18 protein-coding genes and 1 riboswitch are annotated in these 22,845 nt (G+C 70.3%); of the genes, 4 read left to right on the top strand and 14 right to left on the bottom strand.

What is annotated here, in order from left to right; all coding sequences use genetic code 11:
• Positions 1-52: 52 nt before the first annotated feature.
• The 8 genes from Q4V64_RS37020 to Q4V64_RS36985 form a co-directional block, all read right to left on the bottom strand.
• On the bottom strand, positions 53-1,306 hold the full coding sequence (locus tag Q4V64_RS37020; RefSeq protein WP_172629109.1) for a dipeptide ABC transporter ATP-binding protein: 1,254 nt from the start codon (positions 1,304-1,306) through the stop codon (positions 53-55).
• 23 nt (positions 1,307-1,329) lie between these two features.
• Positions 1,330-2,427: an ABC transporter ATP-binding protein gene (locus Q4V64_RS37015; protein ID WP_124439058.1), complete on the bottom strand. Its 1,098-nt coding sequence runs from the start codon at positions 2,425-2,427 to the stop codon at positions 1,330-1,332.
• Complete coding sequence (locus tag Q4V64_RS37010; protein ID WP_124439059.1) at positions 2,424-3,422, bottom strand: ABC transporter permease; 999 nt, start codon at positions 3,420-3,422, stop codon at positions 2,424-2,426. The genes Q4V64_RS37015 and Q4V64_RS37010 overlap by 4 nt, the downstream gene beginning before the upstream one ends.
• Before the next feature lie 111 nt (positions 3,423-3,533).
• Positions 3,534-5,324, bottom strand: a complete 1,791-nt coding sequence (locus tag Q4V64_RS37005) for an ABC transporter substrate-binding protein (protein WP_124439060.1) — start codon at positions 5,322-5,324, stop codon at positions 3,534-3,536.
• A gap of 71 nt (positions 5,325-5,395) precedes the next feature.
• Entirely contained in the window at positions 5,396-6,403 is a 1,008-nt protein-coding gene (locus tag Q4V64_RS37000; RefSeq protein ID WP_124439061.1) for an ABC transporter permease, read from the bottom strand.
• Positions 6,404-6,725: 322 nt separating this feature from the next.
• Positions 6,726-7,538, bottom strand: coding sequence for an enhanced serine sensitivity protein SseB C-terminal domain-containing protein (locus Q4V64_RS36995; RefSeq protein WP_124439062.1), 813 nt, complete (start codon positions 7,536-7,538; stop codon positions 6,726-6,728).
• A 158-nt stretch (positions 7,539-7,696) separates the two neighbouring features.
• The gene (locus Q4V64_RS36990) at positions 7,697-8,482 is read right to left on the bottom strand and encodes an enhanced serine sensitivity protein SseB (RefSeq protein WP_124439063.1); all 786 of its coding nucleotides are present in this window, start codon (positions 8,480-8,482) and stop codon (positions 7,697-7,699) included.
• 88 nt (positions 8,483-8,570) lie between these two features.
• Positions 8,571-9,239, bottom strand: a complete 669-nt coding sequence (locus Q4V64_RS36985) for an AAA family ATPase (RefSeq protein WP_124439064.1) — start codon at positions 9,237-9,239, stop codon at positions 8,571-8,573.
• Between the two features lie 232 nt (positions 9,240-9,471).
• Positions 9,472-9,582, top strand: a riboswitch (glycine riboswitch).
• A 191-nt stretch (positions 9,583-9,773) separates the two neighbouring features.
• Here Q4V64_RS36985 and gcvT point away from each other — a divergent pair.
• The 4 genes from gcvT to Q4V64_RS36965 all read left to right on the top strand — a co-directional run bounded on the left by gcvT (position 9,774) and on the right by Q4V64_RS36965 (position 14,143).
• Entirely contained in the window at positions 9,774-10,919 is a 1,146-nt protein-coding gene (gene gcvT, locus Q4V64_RS36980) for a glycine cleavage system aminomethyltransferase GcvT (protein ID WP_124439065.1), read from the top strand.
• A gap of 112 nt (positions 10,920-11,031) precedes the next feature.
• Positions 11,032-11,409 (top strand): glycine cleavage system protein GcvH, encoded by a 378-nt coding sequence (gene gcvH, locus Q4V64_RS36975; protein ID WP_124439066.1) that lies wholly within the window; start codon positions 11,032-11,034, stop codon positions 11,407-11,409.
• A gap of 15 nt (positions 11,410-11,424) precedes the next feature.
• Positions 11,425-12,690, top strand: coding sequence for a serine hydroxymethyltransferase (gene glyA / locus Q4V64_RS36970; RefSeq protein WP_124439067.1), 1,266 nt, complete (start codon positions 11,425-11,427; stop codon positions 12,688-12,690).
• A gap of 70 nt (positions 12,691-12,760) precedes the next feature.
• Entirely contained in the window at positions 12,761-14,143 is a 1,383-nt protein-coding gene (locus tag Q4V64_RS36965; RefSeq protein WP_124439068.1) for an L-serine ammonia-lyase, read from the top strand.
• Positions 14,144-14,248: 105 nt separating this feature from the next.
• Here Q4V64_RS36965 and Q4V64_RS36960 read toward each other — a convergent pair whose 3' ends face one another.
• From Q4V64_RS36960 to Q4V64_RS36935, 6 genes are all read right to left on the bottom strand, one after another.
• Positions 14,249-15,031, bottom strand: coding sequence for an alpha/beta fold hydrolase (locus Q4V64_RS36960; protein WP_124439069.1), 783 nt, complete (start codon positions 15,029-15,031; stop codon positions 14,249-14,251).
• Between the two features lie 4 nt (positions 15,032-15,035).
• Entirely contained in the window at positions 15,036-15,542 is a 507-nt protein-coding gene (locus Q4V64_RS36955) for a YbaK/EbsC family protein (RefSeq protein WP_124439070.1), read from the bottom strand.
• Positions 15,539-17,131, bottom strand: a complete 1,593-nt coding sequence (serA, locus tag Q4V64_RS36950; RefSeq protein WP_124439071.1) for a phosphoglycerate dehydrogenase — start codon at positions 17,129-17,131, stop codon at positions 15,539-15,541. Before serA ends, Q4V64_RS36955 begins: the two co-directional genes overlap by 4 nt.
• Before the next feature lie 82 nt (positions 17,132-17,213).
• The gene (gene sbnA / locus Q4V64_RS36945; protein WP_124439072.1) at positions 17,214-18,227 is read right to left on the bottom strand and encodes a 2,3-diaminopropionate biosynthesis protein SbnA; all 1,014 of its coding nucleotides are present in this window, start codon (positions 18,225-18,227) and stop codon (positions 17,214-17,216) included.
• Positions 18,228-18,245: 18 nt separating this feature from the next.
• On the bottom strand, positions 18,246-19,313 hold the full coding sequence (gene sbnB, locus Q4V64_RS36940) for a 2,3-diaminopropionate biosynthesis protein SbnB (protein ID WP_124439073.1): 1,068 nt from the start codon (positions 19,311-19,313) through the stop codon (positions 18,246-18,248).
• A gap of 48 nt (positions 19,314-19,361) precedes the next feature.
• Complete coding sequence (locus tag Q4V64_RS36935) at positions 19,362-22,844, bottom strand: amino acid adenylation domain-containing protein (protein ID WP_124439074.1); 3,483 nt, start codon at positions 22,842-22,844, stop codon at positions 19,362-19,364.
• Between the last annotated feature and the right edge of the window lies 1 nt (position 22,845).

Here is a 22,845-nt window from a genome sequence, read left to right as displayed (position 1 = left end):
TACCCGACAGCGAGCCCCCGCCTTACAAAGCAAGGCGGGGGCTATTAGGTGCCTACTTCTCCTTGGAGGGAGGCTCGGCCTCGTTCGCCGTAGGGGCCTCCGTGGAGGTTTCCGTGGAGGCTTCCGCCTCCACCTCCGCGGCGACCGCCGCCGATGTCTCCGCCGACTCCTCCAGCACCGCGTCCGGCACCAGTTCCGCCGCCTCCCTGGCGGCGGAGAGCAGGACCGTCTCCTGCGGGGCCTGGTCCTCGAAGTTCTCCGGGTGGTGGCAGGCGACCTGCTGGCCGGGCTTCAGCTCGATCAGCGGCGGCTCGGTCGTCTTGCAGATCTCCGTCGCCTTCCAGCACCGGGTGTGGAAGCGGCAGCCGCTCGGCGGGGAGATCGGCGAGGGCACGTCGCCCTTGAGGAGTATGCGGTCGCTCTTGGCCGACTTGCGGCGCGGGTCCGGGATCGGGACCGCCGACATCAGCGCCTTGGTGTACGGGTGCATCGGCGCCCGGTACAGCGACTCGCGGTCGGCCAGCTCGACGATCTTGCCGAGGTACATCACCGCGATCCGGTCCGAGACGTGCCGGACGACCGACAGGTCGTGCGCGATGATCACGTACGTCAGGCCGAGCTCCTGCTGGAGGTCGTCCAGCAGGTTCACCACCTGCGCCTGGATCGACACGTCGAGGGCGGAGACCGGCTCGTCGGCCACCACGAGCTTCGGGTTGAGCGCGAGCGCGCGGGCGATGCCGATGCGCTGGCGCTGGCCGCCGGAGAACTCGTGCGGGTAGCGGTTGTAGTGCTCGGGGTTGAGGCCGACCACCGACAGCAGGCGCTGGACCTCCTTCTTGATGCCGCCCTCGGGCGAGACGCCCTGGAGCCGGAAGGGGGCGCCGACGATGGTGCCGATGGTGTGGCGCGGGTTCAGCGACGAGTACGGGTCCTGGAAGATCATCTGCACATCGCGGCGCAGCGGACGCATGCCCGCCACCCCGAGGTGCGTGATGTCCCTGCCCTCGAACTCGACCTTGCCGCCGGTCGGCTCCAGCAGCCGGGTGATCAGCCGGCCCATCGTGGACTTGCCGCAGCCCGATTCCCCCACCACGCCGAGCGTCTCGCCGGACTTCACCTCGAAGTCGAGGCCGTCGACCGCGTGCACCGCGCCGACCTGCCGCTGGAGCAGGCCCTTCTTGATCGGGAAGTGCTTCTGGAGCCCGGTCACCTTCAGCAGGGTCTCGCCGGGGGCGGCGTCCTTGGTGAGGGTGGCCGCGCCCGAGGCCTTCGCCTCGGTGCCGTCGCTCTTCGCGGGAGTGGTCACAACTGTGTCCTCGGAGTTCTCGCTCACAGCTTCGGCGCAATCTCTTCGGTCCAGATACGCTCCCGCTGCTCCTGGGTCATGTGGCAGGCGGCCCAGTGCGCGCTGCCGACCTCGGTCAGCTCGGGGCGGATCGTGCGGGTGACGTCGTCCTTCGGGATGTCGGCGTACGGGCAGCGCGGGTTGAAGGCGCAGCCGGACGGGATGTTGATCAGCGAGGGCGGGGAGCCCTTGACCGGGATCAGGCGCTCCTGCTGCTCGCGGTCCAGTCGCGGCATCGAGCCGAGCAGGCCCCAGGTGTAGGGGTGGCGGGGCTCGTAGAACACCTTCTCGGCCGGGCCGCGCTCCACGCAGCGGCCGCCGTACATCACCAGGATGTCGTCGGCGAGTTCGGCGACGACGCCGAGGTCGTGGGTGATGATGATGACCGCCGAGCCGAACTCCTTCTGCAGGTCCCGGATCAGGTCGAGGATCTGCGCCTGGACGGTCACGTCGAGGGCGGTCGTCGGCTCGTCCGCGATGAGCAGTTCCGGGTTGTTGACCAGCGACATCGCGATCATCGCGCGCTGGCGCATACCGCCGGAGAACTCGTGCGGGTAGCTGTCGATCCGCTTGTCCGGCTGCGGGATGCCGACCCGGTCGAGCATCTCCACGGCACGGCGCTTGGCGGTCTTCTTGTCCACCTTGTGGTGGATGCGGTACGCCTCCACGATCTGCTGGCCGATCGTGTAGTACGGGTGCAGCGCCGACAGCGGGTCCTGGAAGATCATCGCCATCTCGCGGCCGCGCAGCTTGCGCACCTCGTCCGGGTCGGCGGTCAGCAACTCGGTGCCGTCCAGCCAGATCTCGCCGGAGATCTGCGCCTTGCGCTTGCCGTACTGGCCGGCGGTGTGCAGGCCCATGATGCCGAGCGAGGTCACCGACTTGCCGGAGCCCGACTCGCCCACGATGCCGAGGGTCTTGCCCTTCTCCAGCTGGAAGCTGAGCCCGTCGACGGACTTGACCAGGCCGTCGTCGGTCGGGAAGTGCACCTTCAGGTCGCGTACTTCGAGGAAGGCGGTCGGGGCGGGCGAGGTGCCGGTGGGCTCGCCCACGGCCGCTCCGCTCTTGCTGAGTTCGGTCATGCGAGCCTCACTCGGGGGTCGATCACGGCGTACAGGACGTCCACCACGAGGTTGGCGATCAGCACCGCGAGAGAAGTGATCAGGGTGACGCCCAGGATGATGGGCAGGTCCTGGTTCCGGATGGCGTTCAGCACGGCCTGGCCGAGGCCGGGCAGGTTGAACGTCGTCTCGGTCAGGATCGCGCCGCCGATGAGGGCGCCGAGGTCCATGCCGAGCATGGTCAGGATGGGCGTCATCGTCGAGCGCATGGCGTGCTTGCCGATGACGGTCTGCTCCTTGAGGCCCTTGGCGCGGGCGGTGCGGATGTAGTCCTCGCCGAGGATCTCCAGCATGGTGGCGCGGGTGATGCGCGCGTACATCGCCGCGTAGAGGAACGCCAGCGTGATCCACGGCAGGATCATGCCGCCGAACCAGCCGGTGAAGCTCTCCTCCAGGGGCGTGTACTGCCCGTCGAACCAGCCCAGTCCGAAGACGAAGATCGACAGGGAGAGCAGACCGGTGAAGTAGATGGGCAGGGAGACACCCGACAGCGCGACGACCATCGCGCCGCGGTCCCAGATGCTGCCCCGCTTGAGCGCGGAGAGCACACCCGCCGCGATGCCGAAGATCAGCCACAGCACGGCGGCGCCGAGCGCGAGACCCAGGGTCACCGGGAAGCGGTCGGTGAGCACCGGCCAGATGGCCTGCTCGCTGCGGAACGAGTAGCCGAAGCACGGCGCGGAGCAGTGAGTGACGTCACCGCCGCCCACGTACGTACGGCCCGCGAAGATGCCCTTGAAGAACTCCCAGACCTGGGCGTAGATCGGGTCGCCGAGCCCGAGCTTCTGCCGCACCGCCTCGACGGCGGCGGGGTCGGCCTGCTTGCCCACGAAGCTCGAGGCGATGTCGACGCCCGCCCACTTGGGGACGAGGAAGAAGATGCCGAAGACCACCAGGATGATGACCACGAGCATCACTGCGGCGGCGAACAACCGCCTGATGAGGTAAGCGAGCACAGCTCTCGGCCCGCTGCGGACCGCGGGCCACCGGAGGTCTTCCGGTGGCCCGCGATCACGCCGCGCCGGCCTTCACCTGCCTTTCGTGCCGTACGGCGGGTGTGCCGGTTATCAGGTCGTGGACTTCAGGCCGAGGTTGACGAAGTCGTACATACCGCTGTAGCCGTCGGTCGTGTACACGTTCGCCAGTCGGTCCGAGCGCCAGTTGACGAACTTCTCGAAGACGAAGGGCAGGTAGTAGCCGCCCTCCATGACCTTGTGGTTGATCTCCGTGGCGATCTTGGTCTTGCCGGCGTCGTCCAGCGTGGTGACGTACTGGTCGAACAGGCCGTCGATCGTCTTGTCCTTGATCAGAGCGAAGTTGTTGTTACCGCTCTCGAGGATGTACTTGCTGTCCCACAGCGGCATGCCGTAGCCCTGGACGGTCGGGAAGTCCGGGCCCCAGCCCATGATGATGATGCCGTAGCCCTTCTTCTTCACGTTCTCGGGGCTACCGATGATGCCGGAGGTCTGCGAACCGTCGAACTGGTCGATCTGCGCGTTGATGCCGATCTTCTTCAGCGACGCCTGCAGGGACTGGGCGGTGGCCACCTCGACCGGCTTGTTGTTGCGGACGGCGATGGTGGTGGAGAAGCCGTTCGGCTTGCCGCAGGCCTTCAGCGCTTCCTTGGCCTTGGCGACGTTGCCCTTCTTGTTGGCTCCGGCGATCTCGTACGGGTCGTACTTCTGGCCCTCGGCACCTGCCACGGACGGCGGCAGCATGTTGGTACCGATGTCACCACCGGCGATCGGGCCACCGCGCGCGGTCTGCAGCGACACGTGGTCGGCGCCGTAGATCACGGCCTTGCGGCACTCGGCGTTGTTGAACGGCGCCACGCTCTGCGGGAAGGTCGCGTAGCGGATGTAGCCGGTGACCGGGTTGTCCAGGTTGCCCTTGTGCTGCTTCAGAGCGGTGGTGCGGCCCTGCGGCGACATGCCGGTCTGGTTGAGGTCGAGGTCCAGGTCACCGTTGAGCAGACGCTGGTCGAGCTGGTTGGCGTCCGAGAAGAACTGGACGGTGATCTTGTCCGGGTAGGCCTTGCGGATCGGGTCCGAGGCCTGCTTCCACTCGGTGTTGCGGACCAGGGTCAGGTCCTTGCCCGGGCTGTACGACTGGAACTTGTACGGGCCGGAGGAGAACGGGCGCAGCTGGTACTTGGACTTGGTGTCCTTGTCCTGGCGGACCGGGGACGCGGAGGTCAGACCCAGCATGTCCTCGAAGTCCGAGTTGGCCTGCGGCAGCTTGAAGACGATGGTCTTGTCGTCCGGCGTCTCGATCGCCTTCAGACCCAGCTTGTCCTTGGAGGTGTCCTTGTACGGGCCCTTGTACTCGCCCTTCGGGTCCAGCACGTCCTTCAGGTACACCGGACCGCCGGACAGCACGTCCTGCGCCCAGACGCGCTCGATGCCGTACTTGACGTCCTTGGACGTGATCGGCTTGCCGTCCTCCCACGTGACGCCGTCACGCAGGGTGTACGTGTAGGTCTTGCCGCCGTCCGTGACCTTGGCGAGACCGGTGGCGAGGTCCGGGGTCAGCTCGGCGCCGGCCTTTCCGGGCTCCGTCTTGTTCGTGACGAGCTGGCGGCTGTAGTAGCGCGAGAAGTTCCACATCATGCCGTAGTAACCGCGCGTGGTGTCCCACGAGTCGGCGTCCTGGGCACCACCGAACTTCAGCGTGCCGCCCTTCTTGGCCAGGGAAGCCTGGGCGACCTTGTTGTTCGCGGCGTCGAAACCGGCCGCGCCCGTCTTCGAGCCGCCGTCGCTGTCACCGCCGCCGCACGCCGCCGTGGTCAGCAGCGCGGCGACCGCGGCGACAGCGGCCCATGCCTGCTTTCGCCGCCCTGAGGTGCGTTGGGTAGTCACGATCTCGGATCCTCCGGATTTGATGAGAGACCCCGTGTGTAGGTGTCACGGGACACTTGTGGTACGGCAGTTCAGCGGGAGGCCTTCGGGTCCAGCGCGTCGCGCACGCCGTCGCCGAAGAGGTTGAAGGCCAGAACGGTGATGAAGATCGCCACACCCGGGACCACCATGTACATGGGATCCGAGTCGTAGTAGTCGATCGCGCTCGAAAGCATCTGCCCCCAGGAAGACGTGGGCGGCTTGACGCCCACGCCCAGGAAGCTGAGTGCCGCCTCGGTGAGGATGTTGGTGGGGATCATCATCGTCGTGTACACGATGATCGGCGCGACCAGGTTGGGCAGCAGCTCCTTGAACAGGATGTACAGCCGCCCGGCGCCCAACGAGCGGGCCGCCTCGACGTACTCCCGCTCGCGCAGGGAGAGCGTCTGGCCGCGCACCACGCGTCCGATGTAGGGCCAGCCGAAGAAGCCGATGACGAGGATCATCACGAACACGCGCACGGACGAGCCGGTCAGCCCCAGCATCTCGTTCGGCATGACGGAGACCAGCGCGATGATGAACAGCAGCTGCGGGAAGGCCAGCAGACCGTCCATCACACGGCTGATGACGGAGTCGACCCAGCCGCCGAAGAAGCCGGCGAGCACGCCCAGGACCGTGCCGAGGATGACGGCGACGATCGCGGACAGGAAGCCGACCAGCAGGGAGATCCGGGCGCCGTAGAGGATGCGGGCGAAGATGTCGCGGCCGTTGACCGGCTCGACCCCCAGCCAGTGGTCGCCGCTGACGCCGCCCAGGGACCCCGTGGGCGTGCCGAACAGCGGGTCGATCAGGTCCTCGTGAAAGGCGTCCGGGTCCTGCCCGTACAGGTTGGTGATCACGGGCGCGAGCAGCGCGACAACGACGAGGAACAGCACCACGGCGCCGCCTGTGAGGGCGAGTTTGTCCCGTTTCAGGCGCTCCCAGGCGATCCGGCCCAGGGAGCGCCCCTGTACGGCCTTCTCGCCGGCGGTGGCAACCGCCGCTTCCTCGGCAGCACTCGGGGCCGCTTCCGCGGTCGGCTCGTGCAATGGTGCCGTCATCTGGCAGGGACCCCTCTTCTCAACCGGCGGTGGCCGGCCCGCACTTGCCGCTGTGGCGGCGTGATCAGTCCGTCGTACACAGGGGCGAACACCCCTGGTGCGGGAGTCTTCAACGCTTTGGCGATCTGTTGCCAGACTTGGCGGTGAAAGGATGCATAAACGTGATGCGGGTAGATGGCTTCCGTTATCCGGACAGCGGGTAACGGGGGGCGGACGCGGGCCGGCTGGGACATTTGTGGGCAGGGATGGATTATATGCCCTGATCTACGCGCGAAGACAACGGGGGTGGGAGTCGCCCTCCGACACCGGAGGAGATGCTCGGTCAGAAACCGCCGCGGGCCTGCGGGTAGCCGTAGCCGGCCGCAGGGGCCTGTGCCGGGGAGGCGGGAGCGGCCGACGCCCCGTGGGCCTCGCGGTCGTAGAAGGGGCGGGCGTTGGCCCGCATCCACAGCGCGACCGGGTCGTACTCGTCGGACATCGCCACGGTCGACACCGGCAGCCCGTCCGGGACGGCGCCGATGGACTGCTGCATCATCGCGCGCACCGAGTCGACGGCCGGCGGGCTGGTGTCGTACACATCCAGCCCGATGGCCAGATACGGCGCCCCGAGCGCCGGCTGCACCCAGGCGCGGCGCAGTGCGCGGACCGCCGGGGTGCGGTGGGCGTTCTGCGCGAGCAGGGCGTAGAACTGCGGGATCTCGATGCCGGGCTCGGACAGCCGCAGCGGCCCCGCGGGCTGGCGCTCCAGGCCGGTGGCGATGCGTCGCAGGTCGAGCCAGGGGATGCCGAGGCCGCCGCCCGGGGCGTGCGGGTTCAGCCAGAGGCCGTAGTGGTCGGGGTAGAGCGTGCGGGCGACGTCGACTCCGTCGACCACCTCGTAACTGCGGTTCCAGCCGCTGGCGGAGAGTTCCTGGGCGGAGGTGACACACGGGGCGTAGCCGTAGCCGTCCACCTCCATGTTCCCGTACTGGGCGTCGGGGGAGCCTGCCTGGCCGTGCCAGAGGAGCATCCAGACCTGGCCGGAGGAGGGGGTCGCGAGGGCGCGCAGAAGTGCCTCGTAGGCGTCGTAGCGCCCAGGCGTCACTTGGCGCAGCATGTGCTCGACCTGTCCGGCCGCGATGCCGCTGGCGCTCACCTGTACCGCCCCTTCTGGAAGTTGCCCCGGATTATGACACCAGCTTAAGTGGCTTCGCCGACAGCAGGGCGCCTGAGAGCTCGGGGCTGCTTGTCTGTCGGCGGGTGCGGGTCGAGTGTGGCTTGTCGCGCAGTTCCCCGCGCCCCTAGGGAGTTTCCCTACTGCTGATAGAAGGGGCGGACCCTTTCTCGCATCCAGTGGCACACCGGGTCGTCCGCCACGTCCAGGAGGACCAGGTTGACCGGCCACTGGACGGGGGTCATGCCCAGGGCTCGGGCCAGGGCCTCCATCGGGAGGGCGCGTATGTCCCCCTCCAGCTCGGACAGCTCCACACCCACGAACATGACCGGGTCCGCCGTCTCGATGGCGGCGAGGCAGCGGCGGGCGGTGCGGACCACTCCCGTCGCGGCGAACTCGGCCGAGGCCACGGCGAGGAAGTCGACCGGGTCGTCCTGCCAGTCGGGTTCGTAGAGCTTGACCCGGCCGCCGGTGGTGGGTCCGTCCAGCGGGGTGCGGCCGACGCGGCACAACTCGGCGACGGCCGCGGGCGGGAGCGGGACGCCGACCACGCCGTCCGGGTTCACGGCGATGCCCACCTGCGGCGGCAGGCCGCGCGCGAACTCCACGGCGGGGGCGATGGTGTACGGCATGTGCGCGCCGGCGACCTGGCGGAACTGCTCCTCGGAGCTGAACACCGGCACATACGCCTGGCCCTCGATCTCCAGCGTGGGCAGATCGAGCGGGCCGCTGTGCGGGCCGCCGCCCTCGGGCAGCGGGACCCAGACGAAGCTGCGGCCGAGCACCTCGATGATCCGCCCGCCGGCTCCGGGGATGCCGAGGGAGGCGGAGAGCACCTCCTCCAGTTCGTTCCCGGGCCATCCGCCGTGCGAATGGGGGTGTGCCTGGGTGGGAAAGTCCGCGGGGAGATCCGCTGGGAAGTCCATCTGTATGACCGCCTGCTGTGAACCGCTGCTGTGGCTGGAAAGGCTAACGGGTGCGGCCTCGTGGTTGTTCGGGGATGTTCCGGGATGTTCAGCCCGTGAAGCCGATCCGGCGCAGGACGTTCGCCGCGGCGCGGTCGATCAGGACAGCCGAGCCGCAGCCCGGGGGCAGGTCGCCCTTCTCCACGGAGCTGATCAGGCGGGCGGCCGCGCCGCGGTGGCGCTGGAACGCGTACCGCGAGACTCCGCGGCCGCGCTCGCGCTGGCCGGCCAGCGCGATGTCGGGGGTGACGTCGAGCAGCAGCAGGTGCAGGGTGCCGCCCCGGCGGCGGGCCTCACGGGCCAGCCAGCGGCGCACCCAGGCCTGCGTACCGCAGTCGTGCACGACGACCCCCTCGCCGGAGCGCAGGGCGCGGCGCAGACCGGCGTAGTGCGCGAGGCGGACCAGGGGGCGGTAGATCGCGTACGGCAGGAAGCGGGGCGTTCTCGCGTCCCAGCGGTCGCGGGTGTCCTGGGAGTCGATGCGCAGGCCCCTGACGGTGCGCCGCATCAGCGTGGACTTGCCGCTGCCGGGCAGGCCGGTGATCACGACGAGGTCCTGGGGGCCGAAGAGCAGGGCATGGGGGCTGTGGCCGTCTCGCTCGCGAAGGTCGCGGACGACAGGCGCGGTGAGCGGGCCGCAGGCCTCCTTGGCCGGGACCGTCGGCTGCTGGGGCAGCGCGAGGGCCGAGGTGGTCGCGTACGCCGTGGTCCTGTTCACCGTGATCGTCCTCCCCTGGGGTGGTCACGAGTCCCCTCCCCGTCGAGTGTAAAGAGAAGGTAATGCGCGGCGTCTCTCCTTTCCGTCCGGTTACCGCAACAAGCCTGCTACAGCGTGCTGCGCCTCGCCGTGCGGGCTGTGCGGAACCTGTGAGCCGTACGGGAGAGGTCTCCCCCTGCCGCGCCGGACCGATGCGTGCAATGATGTCCGCGCCAACTGCATACCGGCCGCTTGAATCCGCGCGGGAGAGTTCCGGGTCGTACGTCCGTCGTACCGATGCCCGGGCGCCGAAGGAGCAAGTCCCTCCCTTGAATCTCTCAGGCCCCGTTACCGCGCGGGCGAGGCACATCTGAAAAGCGGGCCGCTGCGACAGTGGCTCCACCCAAGGTGCAAGTCATGACACCACCGTTTCGCGGGGTCGTGACGAACCTCTCAGGTTCCGATGACAGATGGGGAGGAACGACCTCGCCCTCCCCCACGCTCGAATGAGCTCGCGCGGGAGGTACCCCCATCGCCTTGGGAGACGACCGTCCGATGAGCAGCAACGCACCCCGTCATACCGCCCTCGATGCCGTGCACCGCGCGCTCGGCGCGACGATGACCGACTTCGCCGGCTGGGACATGCCCCTGCGCTACGGCTCCGAGCGCGACGAGCACAATGCCGTGCGCACCAAGGCCGGGCTCTTCGACCTCTCGCACATGGGCGAGATCACGGTGACCGGTCCTGAGGCGGCGGCCATGCTGGACTACGCCCTGGTCGGGAACATCGGGGGCGTGAAGGTGGGCCGCGCCCGCTACACCATGATCTGCCGCGAGGACGGCGGCATCCTCGACGACCTGATCGTCTACCGCCTCGCGGAGACCGAGTACATGGTGGTCGCCAACGCCTCCAACGCCCAGGTGGTGCTGGACGCGCTGACCGAGCGCGCCGCGGGCTTCGACGCCGAGGTGCGCGACGACCGGGACAACTACGCGCTGATCGCCGTGCAGGGCCCCGAGTCCCCGGGGATTCTGAAGTCCCTCACCGACGCCGACCTCGACGGCCTGAAGTACTACGCGGGCCTGCCCGGCACGGTCGCCGGCGTCCCGGCCCTGATCGCGCGCACCGGCTACACGGGCGAGGACGGCTTCGAGCTGTTCGTCGCGCCGGCCGACGCGGAGAAGCTGTGGCAGGCGCTGACCGAGGCTGGGGGTACCTCCCGGCCGGAGGCTGGGGGAGCCCCGGCCGGGCTCGTCCCCTGCGGGCTGTCCTGCCGGGACACGCTGCGGCTGGAGGCGGGCATGCCGCTGTACGGACACGAGCTCAGCACTTCTCTGACGCCGTTCGACGCCGGGCTCGGCCGGGTGGTGAAGTTCGAGAAGGAGGGCGACTTCGTGGGGCGGGAGGCCCTGCGAGAGGCCGCCGCCCGCTCGGAGAAGAACCCGCCGCGCGTCCTCGTCGGCCTGATCGCCGAGGGCCGCCGCGTCCCGCGCGCCGGGTACGCGGTCGTCGCCGGCGGCGAGGTGATCGGCGAGGTCACCTCCGGCGCCCCCTCCCCCACCCTGGGCAAGCCGATCGCGATGGCGTACGTCGACGCGGCGCACGCGGCACCGGGCACCCCCGGTGTCGGTGTGGACATCCGGGGCAGCCACGAACCGTACGAGGTCGTGGCGCTGCCGTTCTACAAGCGCCGGAAGTAGACACTGAGCGACGCGGCCCGTGCGTGAACCCGCGCACATTTCCGCTGCTCACGCACGTTTCCAGCAGTCCCCCATTCACCAGCACTCCACCGCGTACAGGAGAATTCAGGCCATGAGCAACCCCCAGCAGCTGCGCTACAGCAAGGAGCACGAGTGGCTGTCGGCCGCCGAGGACGGCGTCTCGACGGTCGGTATCACGGAGCACGCGGCCAACGCGCTCGGCGACGTGGTCTTCGTCCAGCTCCCCGAGGTCGGTGACACCGTGTCCGCGGGCGAGACCTGCGGCGAGCTGGAGTCGACCAAGTCGGTCAGCGACCTGTACGCCCCGGTCTCCGGGGAGGTCACCGAGGTCAACGAGGACGTGGTGAACGACCCGTCACTGGTCAACTCCGCGCCCTTCGAGGGCGGCTGGCTGTTCAAGGTACGCGTCACGGACGAGCCCGCCGACCTGCTCTCCGCCGACGAGTACACCGCCTTTTCCGCCGGCTGAGGAGTCGTACACCCGATGTCCGTTCTGAACACGCCCCTGCACGAGCTCGACCCCGAGGTCGCCGCCGCGGTCGACGCCGAGCTGCACCGCCAGCAGTCCACCCTCGAGATGATCGCCTCCGAGAACTTCGCGCCGGTCGCGGTCATGGAGGCGCAGGGCACGGTCCTCACCAACAAGTACGCCGAGGGCTACCCGGGCCGCCGCTACTACGGCGGCTGCGAGCACGTCGACGTGGCCGAGCAGATCGCGATCGACCGGGTCAAGGAGCTGTTCGGCGCCGAGTACGCCAACGTGCAGCCCCACTCGGGCGCCTCCGCCAACCAGGCCGCCCTGTTCGCGCTGGCCCAGCCGGGCGACACCATCCTCGGCCTGGACCTGGCGCACGGCGGTCACCTGACCCACGGGATGCGGCTGAACTTCTCCGGCAAGCAGTTCGAGGTGGTGCCCTACCACGTCGACTCCGAGACCGGCCTGGTGGACATGGCCGAGGTCGAGCGGCTCGCCAAGGAGCACCGGCCGAAGGTGATCATCGCGGGCTGGTCGGCGTACCCGCGGCAGCTGGACTTCGCCGAGTTCCGCAGGATCGCCGACGAGGTCGAGGCCTACCTGTGGGTGGACATGGCGCACTTCGCCGGTCTGGTCGCGGCCGGCCTCCACCCGAACCCGGTGGAGTACGCGGACGTCGTCACCTCAACCACCCACAAGACGCTGGGCGGCCCGCGCGGCGGCATCATCCTGGCGAAGAAGGACTTCGCGAAGAAGCTCAACTCGTCCGTCTTCCCGGGCTTCCAGGGCGGCCCCCTGGAGCACGTGATCGCGGCGAAGGCGGTCTCCTTCAAGGTCGCGGCGAGCGAGGACTTCAAGGAGCGTCAGCGCCGTACGGTCGAGGGCGCACGGATCCTCGCCGAGCGGCTGACCGCGCCGGACGCCCGCGAGGCCGGGGTCGACGTCCTGTCCGGCGGCACGGACGTGCACCTGATCCTGGTCGACCTGCGCGAGTCCGAACTGGACGGGCAGCAGGCCGAGGACCGCCTCCACGAGGTCGGCATCACGGTCAACCGCAACGCCGTCCCGAACGACCCGCGCCCGCCGATGGTGACCTCGGGCCTGCGGATCGGTACGCCGGCCCTGGCCACCCGCGGCTTCACGGCCGAGGACTTCGCCGAGGTCGCGGACGTCATCGCTCAGGCGCTCAAGCCGTCGTACGACACAGAGGCACTGAAGGTCCGGGTCAAGGCGCTCGCGGACAAGCACCCGCTGTACCCCGGTCTGAACAAGTAGTTCCTTTTTGCGGGGCGCCGCGCACACTCGTACGTGGGCACGGCGCCCCACCCCGTTCTGAGGAGTCCCCGTGGCCATCTCGGTCTTCGACCTGTTCTCGATCGGCATCGGCCCGTCCAGCTCCCACACGGTCGGCCCGATGCGCGCGGCCCGCATGTTCGCCCGCCGGCTGCGGGGCGAGGACCTGCTGGCCTCCGTCGCGTCCGTACGGTCCGAGCTCTACGGCTCCCTGGGCGCGACCGGACACGGCCACGGCACCCCGAAGGCGGTGCTGCTGGGCCTGGAGGGCGCCTCACCGCGCACGGTGGACGTGGAGACGGCGGACGAACGGATCCAGGGCATCAAGGAGTCGGGCCGTCTCCGCCTCCTCGGCGAGCACGAGATCCCGTTCTCCTTCGACGACGACCTGATCCTGCACCGCCGCAAGGCGCTCCCCTACCACGCGAACGGCATGACCCTGTGGGCGTACGACGCGGCGGGCGCCGAACTGCTCACGAAGACGTACTACTCCGTGGGCGGCGGCTTCGTCGTCGACGAGACCGTGCTTGATGAAGGCGTGGTGGGCGCGAACCGCATCAAGCCGGACGACACGGTCCTGAAGTACCCCTTCCGCACGGGCGACGAACTGCTGCGGCTGACGCGGGAGACGGGCCTGTCGATCTCCGCGCTGATGCTGGAGAACGAGCGGGCCTGGCGCACCGAGGACGAGATCCGCGAGGGCCTGCTGAAGATCTGGCGGGTGATGCGGGCGTGCGTGTCGCGCGGCATGTCCTGCGAGGGCATTCTGCCGGGCGGCCTGAAGGTGCGCCGCAGGGCGGCGGTCTCCGCCCGCCAACTCCGGGCGGACGGCGACCCGTTGGCGCACGCGATGGAGTGGATCACGCTCTACGCGATGGCGGTGAACGAGGAGAACGCGGCGGGCGGGCGAGTGGTGACGGCCCCGACCAACGGCGCGGCCGGCATCATCCCCGCGGTGCTCCACTACTACATCAACTTCGTCCCGGGTGCGGACGAGGAGGGTGTGGTCCGTTTCCTGCTGGCCGCGGGAGCGATCGGCATGCTCTTCAAGGAGAACGCGTCCATCTCCGGCGCCGAGGTCGGCTGCCAGGGCGAAGTCGGCTCGGCCTGCTCGATGGCGGCGGGGGCGCTGGCGGAGGTGCTGGGCGGCTCTCCGGAACAGGTCGAGAACGCCGCCGAGATCGGCATGGAGCACAACCTCGGCCTGACCTGCGACCCGGTCGGCGGCCTCGTCCAGATCCCCTGCATCGAACGCAACGGCATGGCGGCGGTGAAGGCGGTCACGGCCGCACGGATGGCGATGCGCGGCGACGGCTCGCACAAGGTGTCCCTGGACAAGGTCATCAAGACGATGAAGGACACCGGCGCGGACATGAGCGTGAAGTACAAGGAGACGGCGCGGGGCGGGCTGGCGGTGAACATCATCGAGTGCTAGGGCCTGTGTCGAAAGTGGCGTCGTCCGCCCGAAGGGCGGGCCGGGAATTTGGCGACCGGGCCTAGGGGCGGGCACCTCGACGTGCCCGGCCCCGTGCGGGGCGGGTCAGTCGGTGGGGGGCAGGCGGTCCGCGATCGTCCGGACCAGGGTCTCCTGGTGGTCGACGAGGTAGAAGTGGCCGCCGGGCAGCACGTCCAGGTGGAACCCCTCGGTCGTGACGTCGGACCAGTCCGACATGTCGTGGACCGAGGTGGACGGATCCTGGTCCCCGATGTACGCGTACACGGGGCAGTCGACCGGGGCGGCGTCGCGCGGGCCGTAGGTTCCGACGATCGTGAAGTCGGCGCGGATCGCCGGCAGGACGATCTCCCTCAGGTCCGGGTCGGTGAGGAGCGATTCGTCGGTGCCGCCCAGCCGGCGGACCTCCTCGATCAGTGCCTCGTCGCCCTGCTTGTGCAGCTCTCGCGGAGTCAGCCGATGCGGGGGCCTGCGGCTCGACACGTGGAGCGCCGCCGGGCGCACCGCGTGCCTGCCGTGCAGGCGCAGTGCCACCTCGTAGGCGAGTGACGCGCCCATGCTGTGCCCGAAGAGCGTCACCGGCACGTCGAGGAAGGGCAGGAGGGCCGCGGTCACCCGGTCGGCAAGCTCCTCCATGGAGTCGACGCACGGGTCGGTCAGCCGGTCGTGCCGGCCGGGGTAACGCGCGACCAGTACCTCCGTCCCGCTGTCGAACGCGGTGCCCCAGGCGTGGAAGAAGCTGGCCGAACCGCCCGCGTGCGGCAGGACCAGCAGCCTGCGGCGGGGAGCGGCCGTCACCGAGTACCTACGGAACCACCTGTCGTTGTCGACGACTGCGGACGGTGCGGTGCGGTGGGCGCCGACGCTCATCCTGTCATCCTCCTGTCGTGCTCTGGGCGAGGGGGCGTTGGGCGATGGGCCGCACGCGTGGCAGGGCCATCGCCACGTAGTCGTCCGTGGCCAGGGCCACCGACCGGTCGAGCCGGGCCGCGTTGAAGAAGATCTCGTCGTGGGCGAGCAGTTCAGGGTCGGCCACCAGATCCAGCTCGGGATGGCGGGCGAAGGGCATCACCGAACCGCTGACGCTGCCCGCCAGCCGCTCGGCCACGTCCCGCGCCGCGAACGAGGCCTCCGTACCCGCGTACATGTCCCTGAGTTCCTCCAGGTCGACCTTGCGGTCGCCGGGCACGACCGCGAGGACGTAGCGCCGGGAGCGCCGGCCCGTGGCGACGCGTACCACCAGGCACTTGGCCGCCTGGGCGAGGGCGTGTCCGCGCAGGACGCTCGCGGGCTCCGTGCGGCCCTCCGGGACGTGGTCGATGAGCCGGAAGCGCGCCTGTCTGCGCTCCAGTTGGTCCATCAGCCAATCGTAGGTGCTCATCCGGTCTGCTCCAGGCTCCAGCCACGGGTGGCTTCGATCGCGGCGGACGCGTCGTCGAGGACCGCCTGAGCTGCCGGTCCGCCCAGTCCGAGGGCGACCAGGGCCGTCCCGTCGGCTCCGGCGCCCCGGGCGATCCGCAGGGACTCGACGGGGACCCCCGCCTGCCCGAGGGCCTCGCTGACCGCGCCGATCACTCCGGGCCGGTCGGGGGCGAGGAAGAAGGCCAGGTCGCCGTCGAGGGCGACATCGACCTCGTAGCCGCAGATCTCCACGAGGCGTGCGCCGGAGTGCAGCCCGGTCAGGGTGCCGGTCACCGAGACCGGCTCACCGGACGGCAGAGTCCCGTCGACTCGGACGAGGCTGCGGTGCACCGGGCTGTCGGGGCCGGAGCGCACCTCGGTGCCCAGGCCCCGCTCCTGGGCGATCAGCGGGGCGTTGACATAGCTGACACCGCCCTCGACGACCTGACCCAGCACGCCCTTGAGGCCGGCCAGTTCGAGGGCCGCGACGTCGTGGCGCGCGATCTCGCCGGACACGGTCACCCGCAACTGCCCCGGCAGCCCGCCGGCGGTCGCCGTGAAGAGCCGGCCGAGGCGCTCGGCCAGGGTCAGCCACGGGTCGAGTGCGGCGTCGACCTCGCCCATCCGCACGTTGACCGCCTCCGGGACGAACCGTCCGGACAGCGCCTCCCGGACCGACCTGGCGACCGAGACGCCGGCCCGCTCCTGCGCCTCGGCGGTGCCCGCGCCCAGGTGCGGGGTGACGACCACGTTGTCGAGCTCGTACAGCGGGGAGGAGGTGCACGGCTCGGTGGCGAACACGTCCATGGCCGCGCCCGCGATCCGCCCCTCCTTCAGCGCGGCGTACAGCTCCGCCTCGTCGACGATCCCGCCACGCGACGCGTTGACGATCCGTACGTCCGGCTTGACCCGGTGCAGCGCGTCGAAACCGATCAGGCCGGTCGTCTCCGGGGTCCTCGGCAGATGGACGGTCAGGAAGTCCGCCTCGTCGAGGAGCGTGTCGAGCGCGACGGCGCGCACCCCCGTCCGCTCGGCGTATCCGGCCGGTACGTAGGGGTCGTAGGCGAGCAGTGTCATCCCGAACGCCGCCATCCGGCGGGCCACCAGGGAACCGATCCTGCCCAGCCCGACGATGCCGAGCGTCTTGTCCGCGAGCTCGACACCGGTGAACCGGCTGCGCTGCCAGCGGCCTTCCCTGAGCGCCGCGTCGGCCTGCGGGATGTTCCTGGCCACCGCGAGCAGCAGGCCGACGGTGTGCTCGGCCGCGCTGACGATGTTGGAGGTGGGGGCGTTGACCACCATGACGCCGGCCCGGGACGCGGCGGGCACGTCCACGTTGTCCAGGCCGACCCCGGCCCGGCCGATCACCTTGAGCCGCGTGCCCGTCGCGATGGCCTCCGCGTCCATGCGGGTGGCGCTGCGCACGAGTACCGCGTCGGCCGCCGGGAGCGCGTCGAGGAGCGCGCCCCGGTCGGCGCCCGCGCAGTGCCGGATCTCGAAGTCCGGCCCCAGGGCGTCGACGGTGGCCGGAGAGAGTTCCTCGGCGATCAGTACGACTGGCTTGTCCACGACGCGATTCCTTGTCTCGAAATGAGTCTCGAAATGAGGGTCGAAAGGGTTCCGTGAGGGGCCTGCGGTCGGGCGGGCCGACTCAGCCGGCGCTCGTGACCAGTTGGGGCAGTTCGGCCGAGGTCTCCGGAACCGCCGTGTCCCAGGTGTGCGGAGCGCCGAAGTGCCGCGCCACCCACTCGGGGTCGTACAGCGTGTCGAGATAGCGGTCGCCCTGGTCCGGGGAGAGCGCGACCGCGGTGAGCCGCTCGCCCCGGGGCCGGCCGCCCAGCCAGCGCAGCGCGCCGCTGACGACGGTGCCGGTGGAACCGCCGAACAGGAAGCCGCGCCGGGCCAGGGCGTGGCAGCTCTCCAGGGTGTCCCGCTCGGGCACCATGACGACCTCGTCGACGAGCCCCTCGTCGAGCAGCTGCGGTCGTACGCCCGCGCCGAGTCCGGGGATGTGCCGGGTAAGGGCGGGGCCGCCGAAGGTCACCGAGCCCACGCTGTCGACGGCCACGATCCGCACCGGCCGCCGTTGCTCCCGGAAGAAGCGGGCGCAGCCCATCAGCGTGCCGGTGGTTCCCGCGCCGACGAAGAGCACGTCCAGCTCGGGGAACTGGGCGGCGACGGCGGGGCCGGTGGAGCGGTAGTGGGCCAGCCAGTTGTGCGGGTTCACGTACTGGTTGAGCCAGACGTAGTTCGGGTCGAAGTCGACGAGCCGCTGCACGTAGTCGATCCGGGCGCCCAGCAGGCCGCGTTCCTTGTCGGGACGCGAGATGACCAGGACCCGGGCGCCGAAGGACTCCATCAGCCGGCGGCTCGCCGGGTTGCAGCGGGAGTCGGTGACGCAGACGAAGCCGTATCCCCGGTGGGCCGCGATCATGCTGAGCGCCACGCCGAGGTTGCCGGACGAGGACTCCACGAGCACGTCGCCCGGGGTCAGGGTGCCGTCGCGCTCGGCGGCCAGCACCATTTCCAGGGCGGCCTTCAGCTTGACGGAGCCCGCGAGGTTGACTCCCTCGTATTTCAGGAAGAGGGGGACGTCGAAGACAGACCGCAGATCCACGAATACGTCGTCGACGTTGATCTCGTAGGGGGCGGATATGACCGTCACTTCATCACCGTCACTTTTTCACCGTGTGGGTTCGGGTGCCGCCTGGCCGCGGTCGCGTCCGTAGCGGTCGAGCTCGTGGAAGAAGCCGTCGACGACGCCGAGCCGGCCGGCGTCGCGGAGTTGGTCGTGGACGTAGCGCCCGAGGGCGATGTCGAGGACGCCGAGACCGAACGGCGAGAAGACGACCGGGCGGTCCGCAGGGAGTTCGACCCGTCCCTGCAGAACGTCGAAGAGGGTGCCGTCGATGAAGTCGCGCCCGCCGGTGAGCTGTTCGGTGAGATGGGGTGAGGTGTCCGCCTTCAGGCAGTGCTCGACGTCGTCGAGGATGTTGGCGGAGGCGAGCAGGATCTCCGGTGCGAGATCCCGCAGCGACACGTTGAGGACCAGCGGGTTGTGCGCGAACCAGGCCGGGTCGTGCAGGTGCGGGCTGCCCGCGACGGTGGCGAGGACCACCAGGTCGCTCTCCCGGATCAGCTCCTCGGATGTCTCGTGCACCACGACGGAGGCGTCGCCGGGGCGGCCGCCGAGGTAGCCGGCGAATGCCTCGGCGTGCTCCTGGGACAGGTCGTGGACGCCGATCCGGTCAAAGGTCCAGTCGGTGGCCTCCAGATAGTGGTGGATGTAGCGGGCGATGAGTCCGGTGCCGATGAACCCGATGCGGCGGGGGCGTTCGCCTCGCTTGAGCTTGTCGGCGGCGAGGGCGGCTGACGCGGCGGTCCTGGAGGCGCTGATGATGGAACTCTCCAGGCAGGCGAACGGGTAGCCGGTCGCGTGGTCGTTGAGGATGAGGACCGCGGAGGCCCGCGGGATGCCGGCCGCGACGTTCTCCGGGAAGCTGGAGATCCACTTCAGGCCGTCGGTGGGGTGGACGCCGCCGACCGAGGCGGGCAGCGCGATGATCCGGGAGCTCGGGCGGTCGGGGAAGCGCAGGAAGTACGAGGGCGGGTTGACCGAGTCGCCCCGGCCGTGCAGCCGGTAGACGTCTTCGACCAGGTTCACGACCTGCTTCTCGCTGCCGGTGAGAACCTGGGCCACCTGCGCGCCGGTGATGACGGCGAAGGGCGGCACGAGCGACGGGCTGGACATGATTGCTCCATCCGAAGAACTGGTGGGAGAGGCTGGTGGGCGAGCTGGTCAGGAGTGGGGAGGGACCGTGACCGGGTCGCCGAGAACGACCGCGATCCTCCGGTCCCCCTCATAGGGCTCCCGGCTGTGTGCCATCCGGAGGTTGTCCACGATCAGGAGGTCGCCGGTCCGCCACGGCTCGCGCAGGGTGTGCTTCTCGTACACCCCGTTGATGGTGAGCACCGTTTCCTCGTCGAGGCCGGCGCCGCTGCCGTAGCGGCTGTTGAAGGGCAGCCCGGCGTCGCCGAACTCGAACTTCAGGTACTCCCGGATGACGGGGTCCAGGGTCCATTCGTTGAGGAAGGCGATCTGGTTGAACCAGCCGCGCCGACCGGTGACCGGGTGGGTGAGTACGGCGGCGGCGCGCTGCCGGGTACGCAGGTCGCCGCCCGGCTCCCAGCGGCACTCGATGCCCCGGGCCGCGCAGTAGGCCTCGATGGCCGCGCGGTCGGTGGTGCCGAAGGCGTCGGCGAGGCCGACGCCCACGGTATTGGTGTAGTTGCGGTCGACGAGCCAGCCCTCGGACTCGAAGCGGGCGACCAGGTCGGCCGGGAGCGCCCGCAGCACCTCGAAGGAGTCCGAGACGCCGGTGACACCGCCCGATTCGGGCGCGGTGAGGCAGGCGAAGAGCAGGGTGCCGGGCACCTCGCGGGCGTAACTCAGCTCGTGGTGCATGCACATGGGCTGGTCGACGGGCCACTCGGAGGAGGAGTACACACCGTCCGCCAGCCGTTGGCGCAGCGCGAAGCCCTCGCGTTCGGTCATCACCTGGTGCAGGAGTGCGCGGCCGACGCCGGCGACGGTGTCCGCGTTCCGCAGGCCGAGGCCGCGCACCAGCAGCGCGCCGTGCTCGGCGACCGTGGCACGCAGCCGGCCGGCCTGCTCGGCGCACCAGGCCGCCGGGTCGTCGGGTGCGGGGCCGTCGAGGGTGAGCACGGCCGGCCGGCCCTCGGTCCTGACGACCTCGAACGGGGTGGCGTCCAGGGCGGTGCGGTGCGCCGCGGCCGCGTCCTGGGCGGGCGCGGCGGCCGCGCCGGGGTTCTCCGGGCCCTCGGCCACGGTCCCGGCCCCAGCGTCGGCCCGCGGGTCGTCGAGGAACGCGGCGAGTGCGTCGAGCGTCGGGCGCCGGGTCACGTCGCGCAGCGTGAAGGCGCGTTCCATCCGTACCACGAGCCGCACCGCGGACAGGGAGGTGCCGCCCAGGTCGAAGAAGTGGGCGGTGCGGCCGACCCGTTCGAGCGGCAGCCGCAGAACGGCGGCCCACGCCTCGGCGAGCCGCCGCTCGGTGTCGGTACGGGGCGCCTCGTGCTCCTGGCCGGCGCCTTCCTGTTCGGCGAGTTCGGCGGCGAGTGTGCGCAGGGCCCGCTTGTCCGTCTTGCCGTTGGCGGTGAGCGGCAGCGCGTCGAGGTGTTCGACCCGGTCGGGCACCATGTACGCCGGCAGCGCCTGGCTCAGCCGCTTGCGCAGGGCGTCGGACGACTGGGCCGAACCGGTCTGGAAGCCGACCAGGTGGCCTCCCTTGTCGGGGGATTCGACGACGACCACGGCGCCGTCGCGGACGCCCGGCAGCCGCAGCATCTGGTTCTCGATCTCACCGATCTCGATCCGGAAGCCACGGATCTTGATCTGGGCGTCGCGGCGGCCGAGGAATTCCAGGGAGCCGCCGGGCAGCCTGCGCCCGAAGTCGCCGGAGCGGTACAGCCGCTGCCCCGGCCGGTGCGGGTCGTCGCCGAAGGCCTGTGCGGTGCGCTCGGGGTCGTTGACGTAACCGCGTCCCACGCAGACGCCGGAGAAGACGATCTCGCCGGGGGCGCCGAGCGGCACCGGTCGGAGGTTCTCGTCGACGACGTACACGGTGACGTTGCCGACCGCGTGCCCCAGCGGCACCGAGTCCCACACCGGGACGGAGGTCATGACCTCGTGGTTGGTGTCGTCCGAGGTCTCCGTCAGGCCGTAGGCGTTCATCAGGGCGATGTGCGGGAATCGCGCGAACCAGCGGGCGGTGAGTTCCTTCTTGAGCGCTTCACCGGTGACCGAGACACAGCGCAGGGCGGGCAGTTCCCGGGGTCTGTCCTCCAGGCGGCTGAGCACCACCTCCAGGTAGGAGGGGACCGCCTGGAGCACGCAGACTCCGCCGCGCTCGATGGTGTCGAGGTAGCGGTCGACGTCGAGGATCGCCTCCTGTTCGACGATCAGCGTGCGCCCTCCCACGACCAGGGCCGCGACCAGCTGCCACAGGGAGATGTCGAAGGACTGCGGCGCGGTCTGGGCGACCACCTGGCCCTCGCCGAGGCCCTGGTCGTCGATCTTGGCGTACAGGTGGTTGAGGAAACCGGCGTGCTCGCACATCGCGCCCTTGGGTTCTCCGGTGGAGCCCGAGGTGAAGTACAGGTAGGCGAGCTGACCGGGGCCGACGGGGACGCGCGGGTCGTGGCCTGGGCGCCCCTCGGCGTACGCAGCACCGGCCTTGAGGAGTTCGACGCCGGGCGGCGCGGCCTGCTCCAGGTGGCCCGGGCCGCCGTCCTCGGTGAGCACCAGGCGGCAGTCGGCGCGGACCAGGGTGCGGGCCATCCGGTCCGCGGGGGCGTGCGGCTCGATGGGCAGATAGGCGGCGCCGGCCTTGAAGATGCCGATGACCGAGGCGAGCCAGTCCAGGTTGCGCTCGGTGACCACGGCCACCACCGCCTCGGCTCCCAGGTCGCGGGCGAGCAGGGCGTGGGCGATCCGGTTGGCCCGGGTGTTGAGTTCCTCGTACGTCCAGGTGCGGGTGCCGTGCACGGCCGCGATGTCCGCGGGCCGTCGCGCGGCCTGCTCCTCGAACAGCTCGTGGAACCGCTTGTCCGGCAACGGCCGCCGCGGGCCGGAGAGTTCGAAGATCTGGTGGTGGTACTCGGCGGCGGAGAGCAGGCTCTCGCCGCGGGCCGGCGCGTCCGGCTCCCGCGTCAGCTGTTCGACGGCCGCCAGGTAGTACCCGGCGATCCGGTCGGCCGCGTCGCCGTCCAGCACGTCGGTGCGGTGGCCGATCAGCAGGGCGGGTCCCTTCGGGCCGTACCGGAGCGTGGCGCTGAGCACGGTCTGCGCAGGGGCCTCGGGGAGGTCGCCCTCGGTGTGTGCGAGGTCCAGTACGGTCTCGAAGGCACCCTCGGCGGGCACGGCTGCGGCGCGGTCGGCGGCCGCGAGCAGTTCGCGCCAGGTCTCGTCGTCGAGCGAGAGGGTCACAGGCCGGGCCCCGGCCGCGGCCCGGCCGGGCGCGAGGTAGCCGCTCACCACCGCGCGTTCGCCGCTCAGCGCGGACAGGACGGCGGTGTGGGCGGCGAGCGGCACGGTCTCCCAGCCCGTGCCCGAGCGACGGGCCAGCAGCCGGGCCCGGGCGGCGAGGCGGAGCGGCACCGGGCGGATCAGCTCGGCCCAGTCGGCCCGGGCCGGCTGCCCGGCCGGCGGTGGGGGTACCCAGCGCGGGACGGTCCGCTGGGGTGTTCCGGTGGTGGTCATC

It is taken from the genome of Streptomyces sp. NL15-2K, assembly GCF_030551255.1.
Taxonomy (GTDB): domain Bacteria; phylum Actinomycetota; class Actinomycetes; order Streptomycetales; family Streptomycetaceae; genus Streptomyces.
The sequence above is the reverse complement of the archived record's forward strand: the minus strand, read 5'-3'. Positions and strand labels throughout refer to the sequence as shown.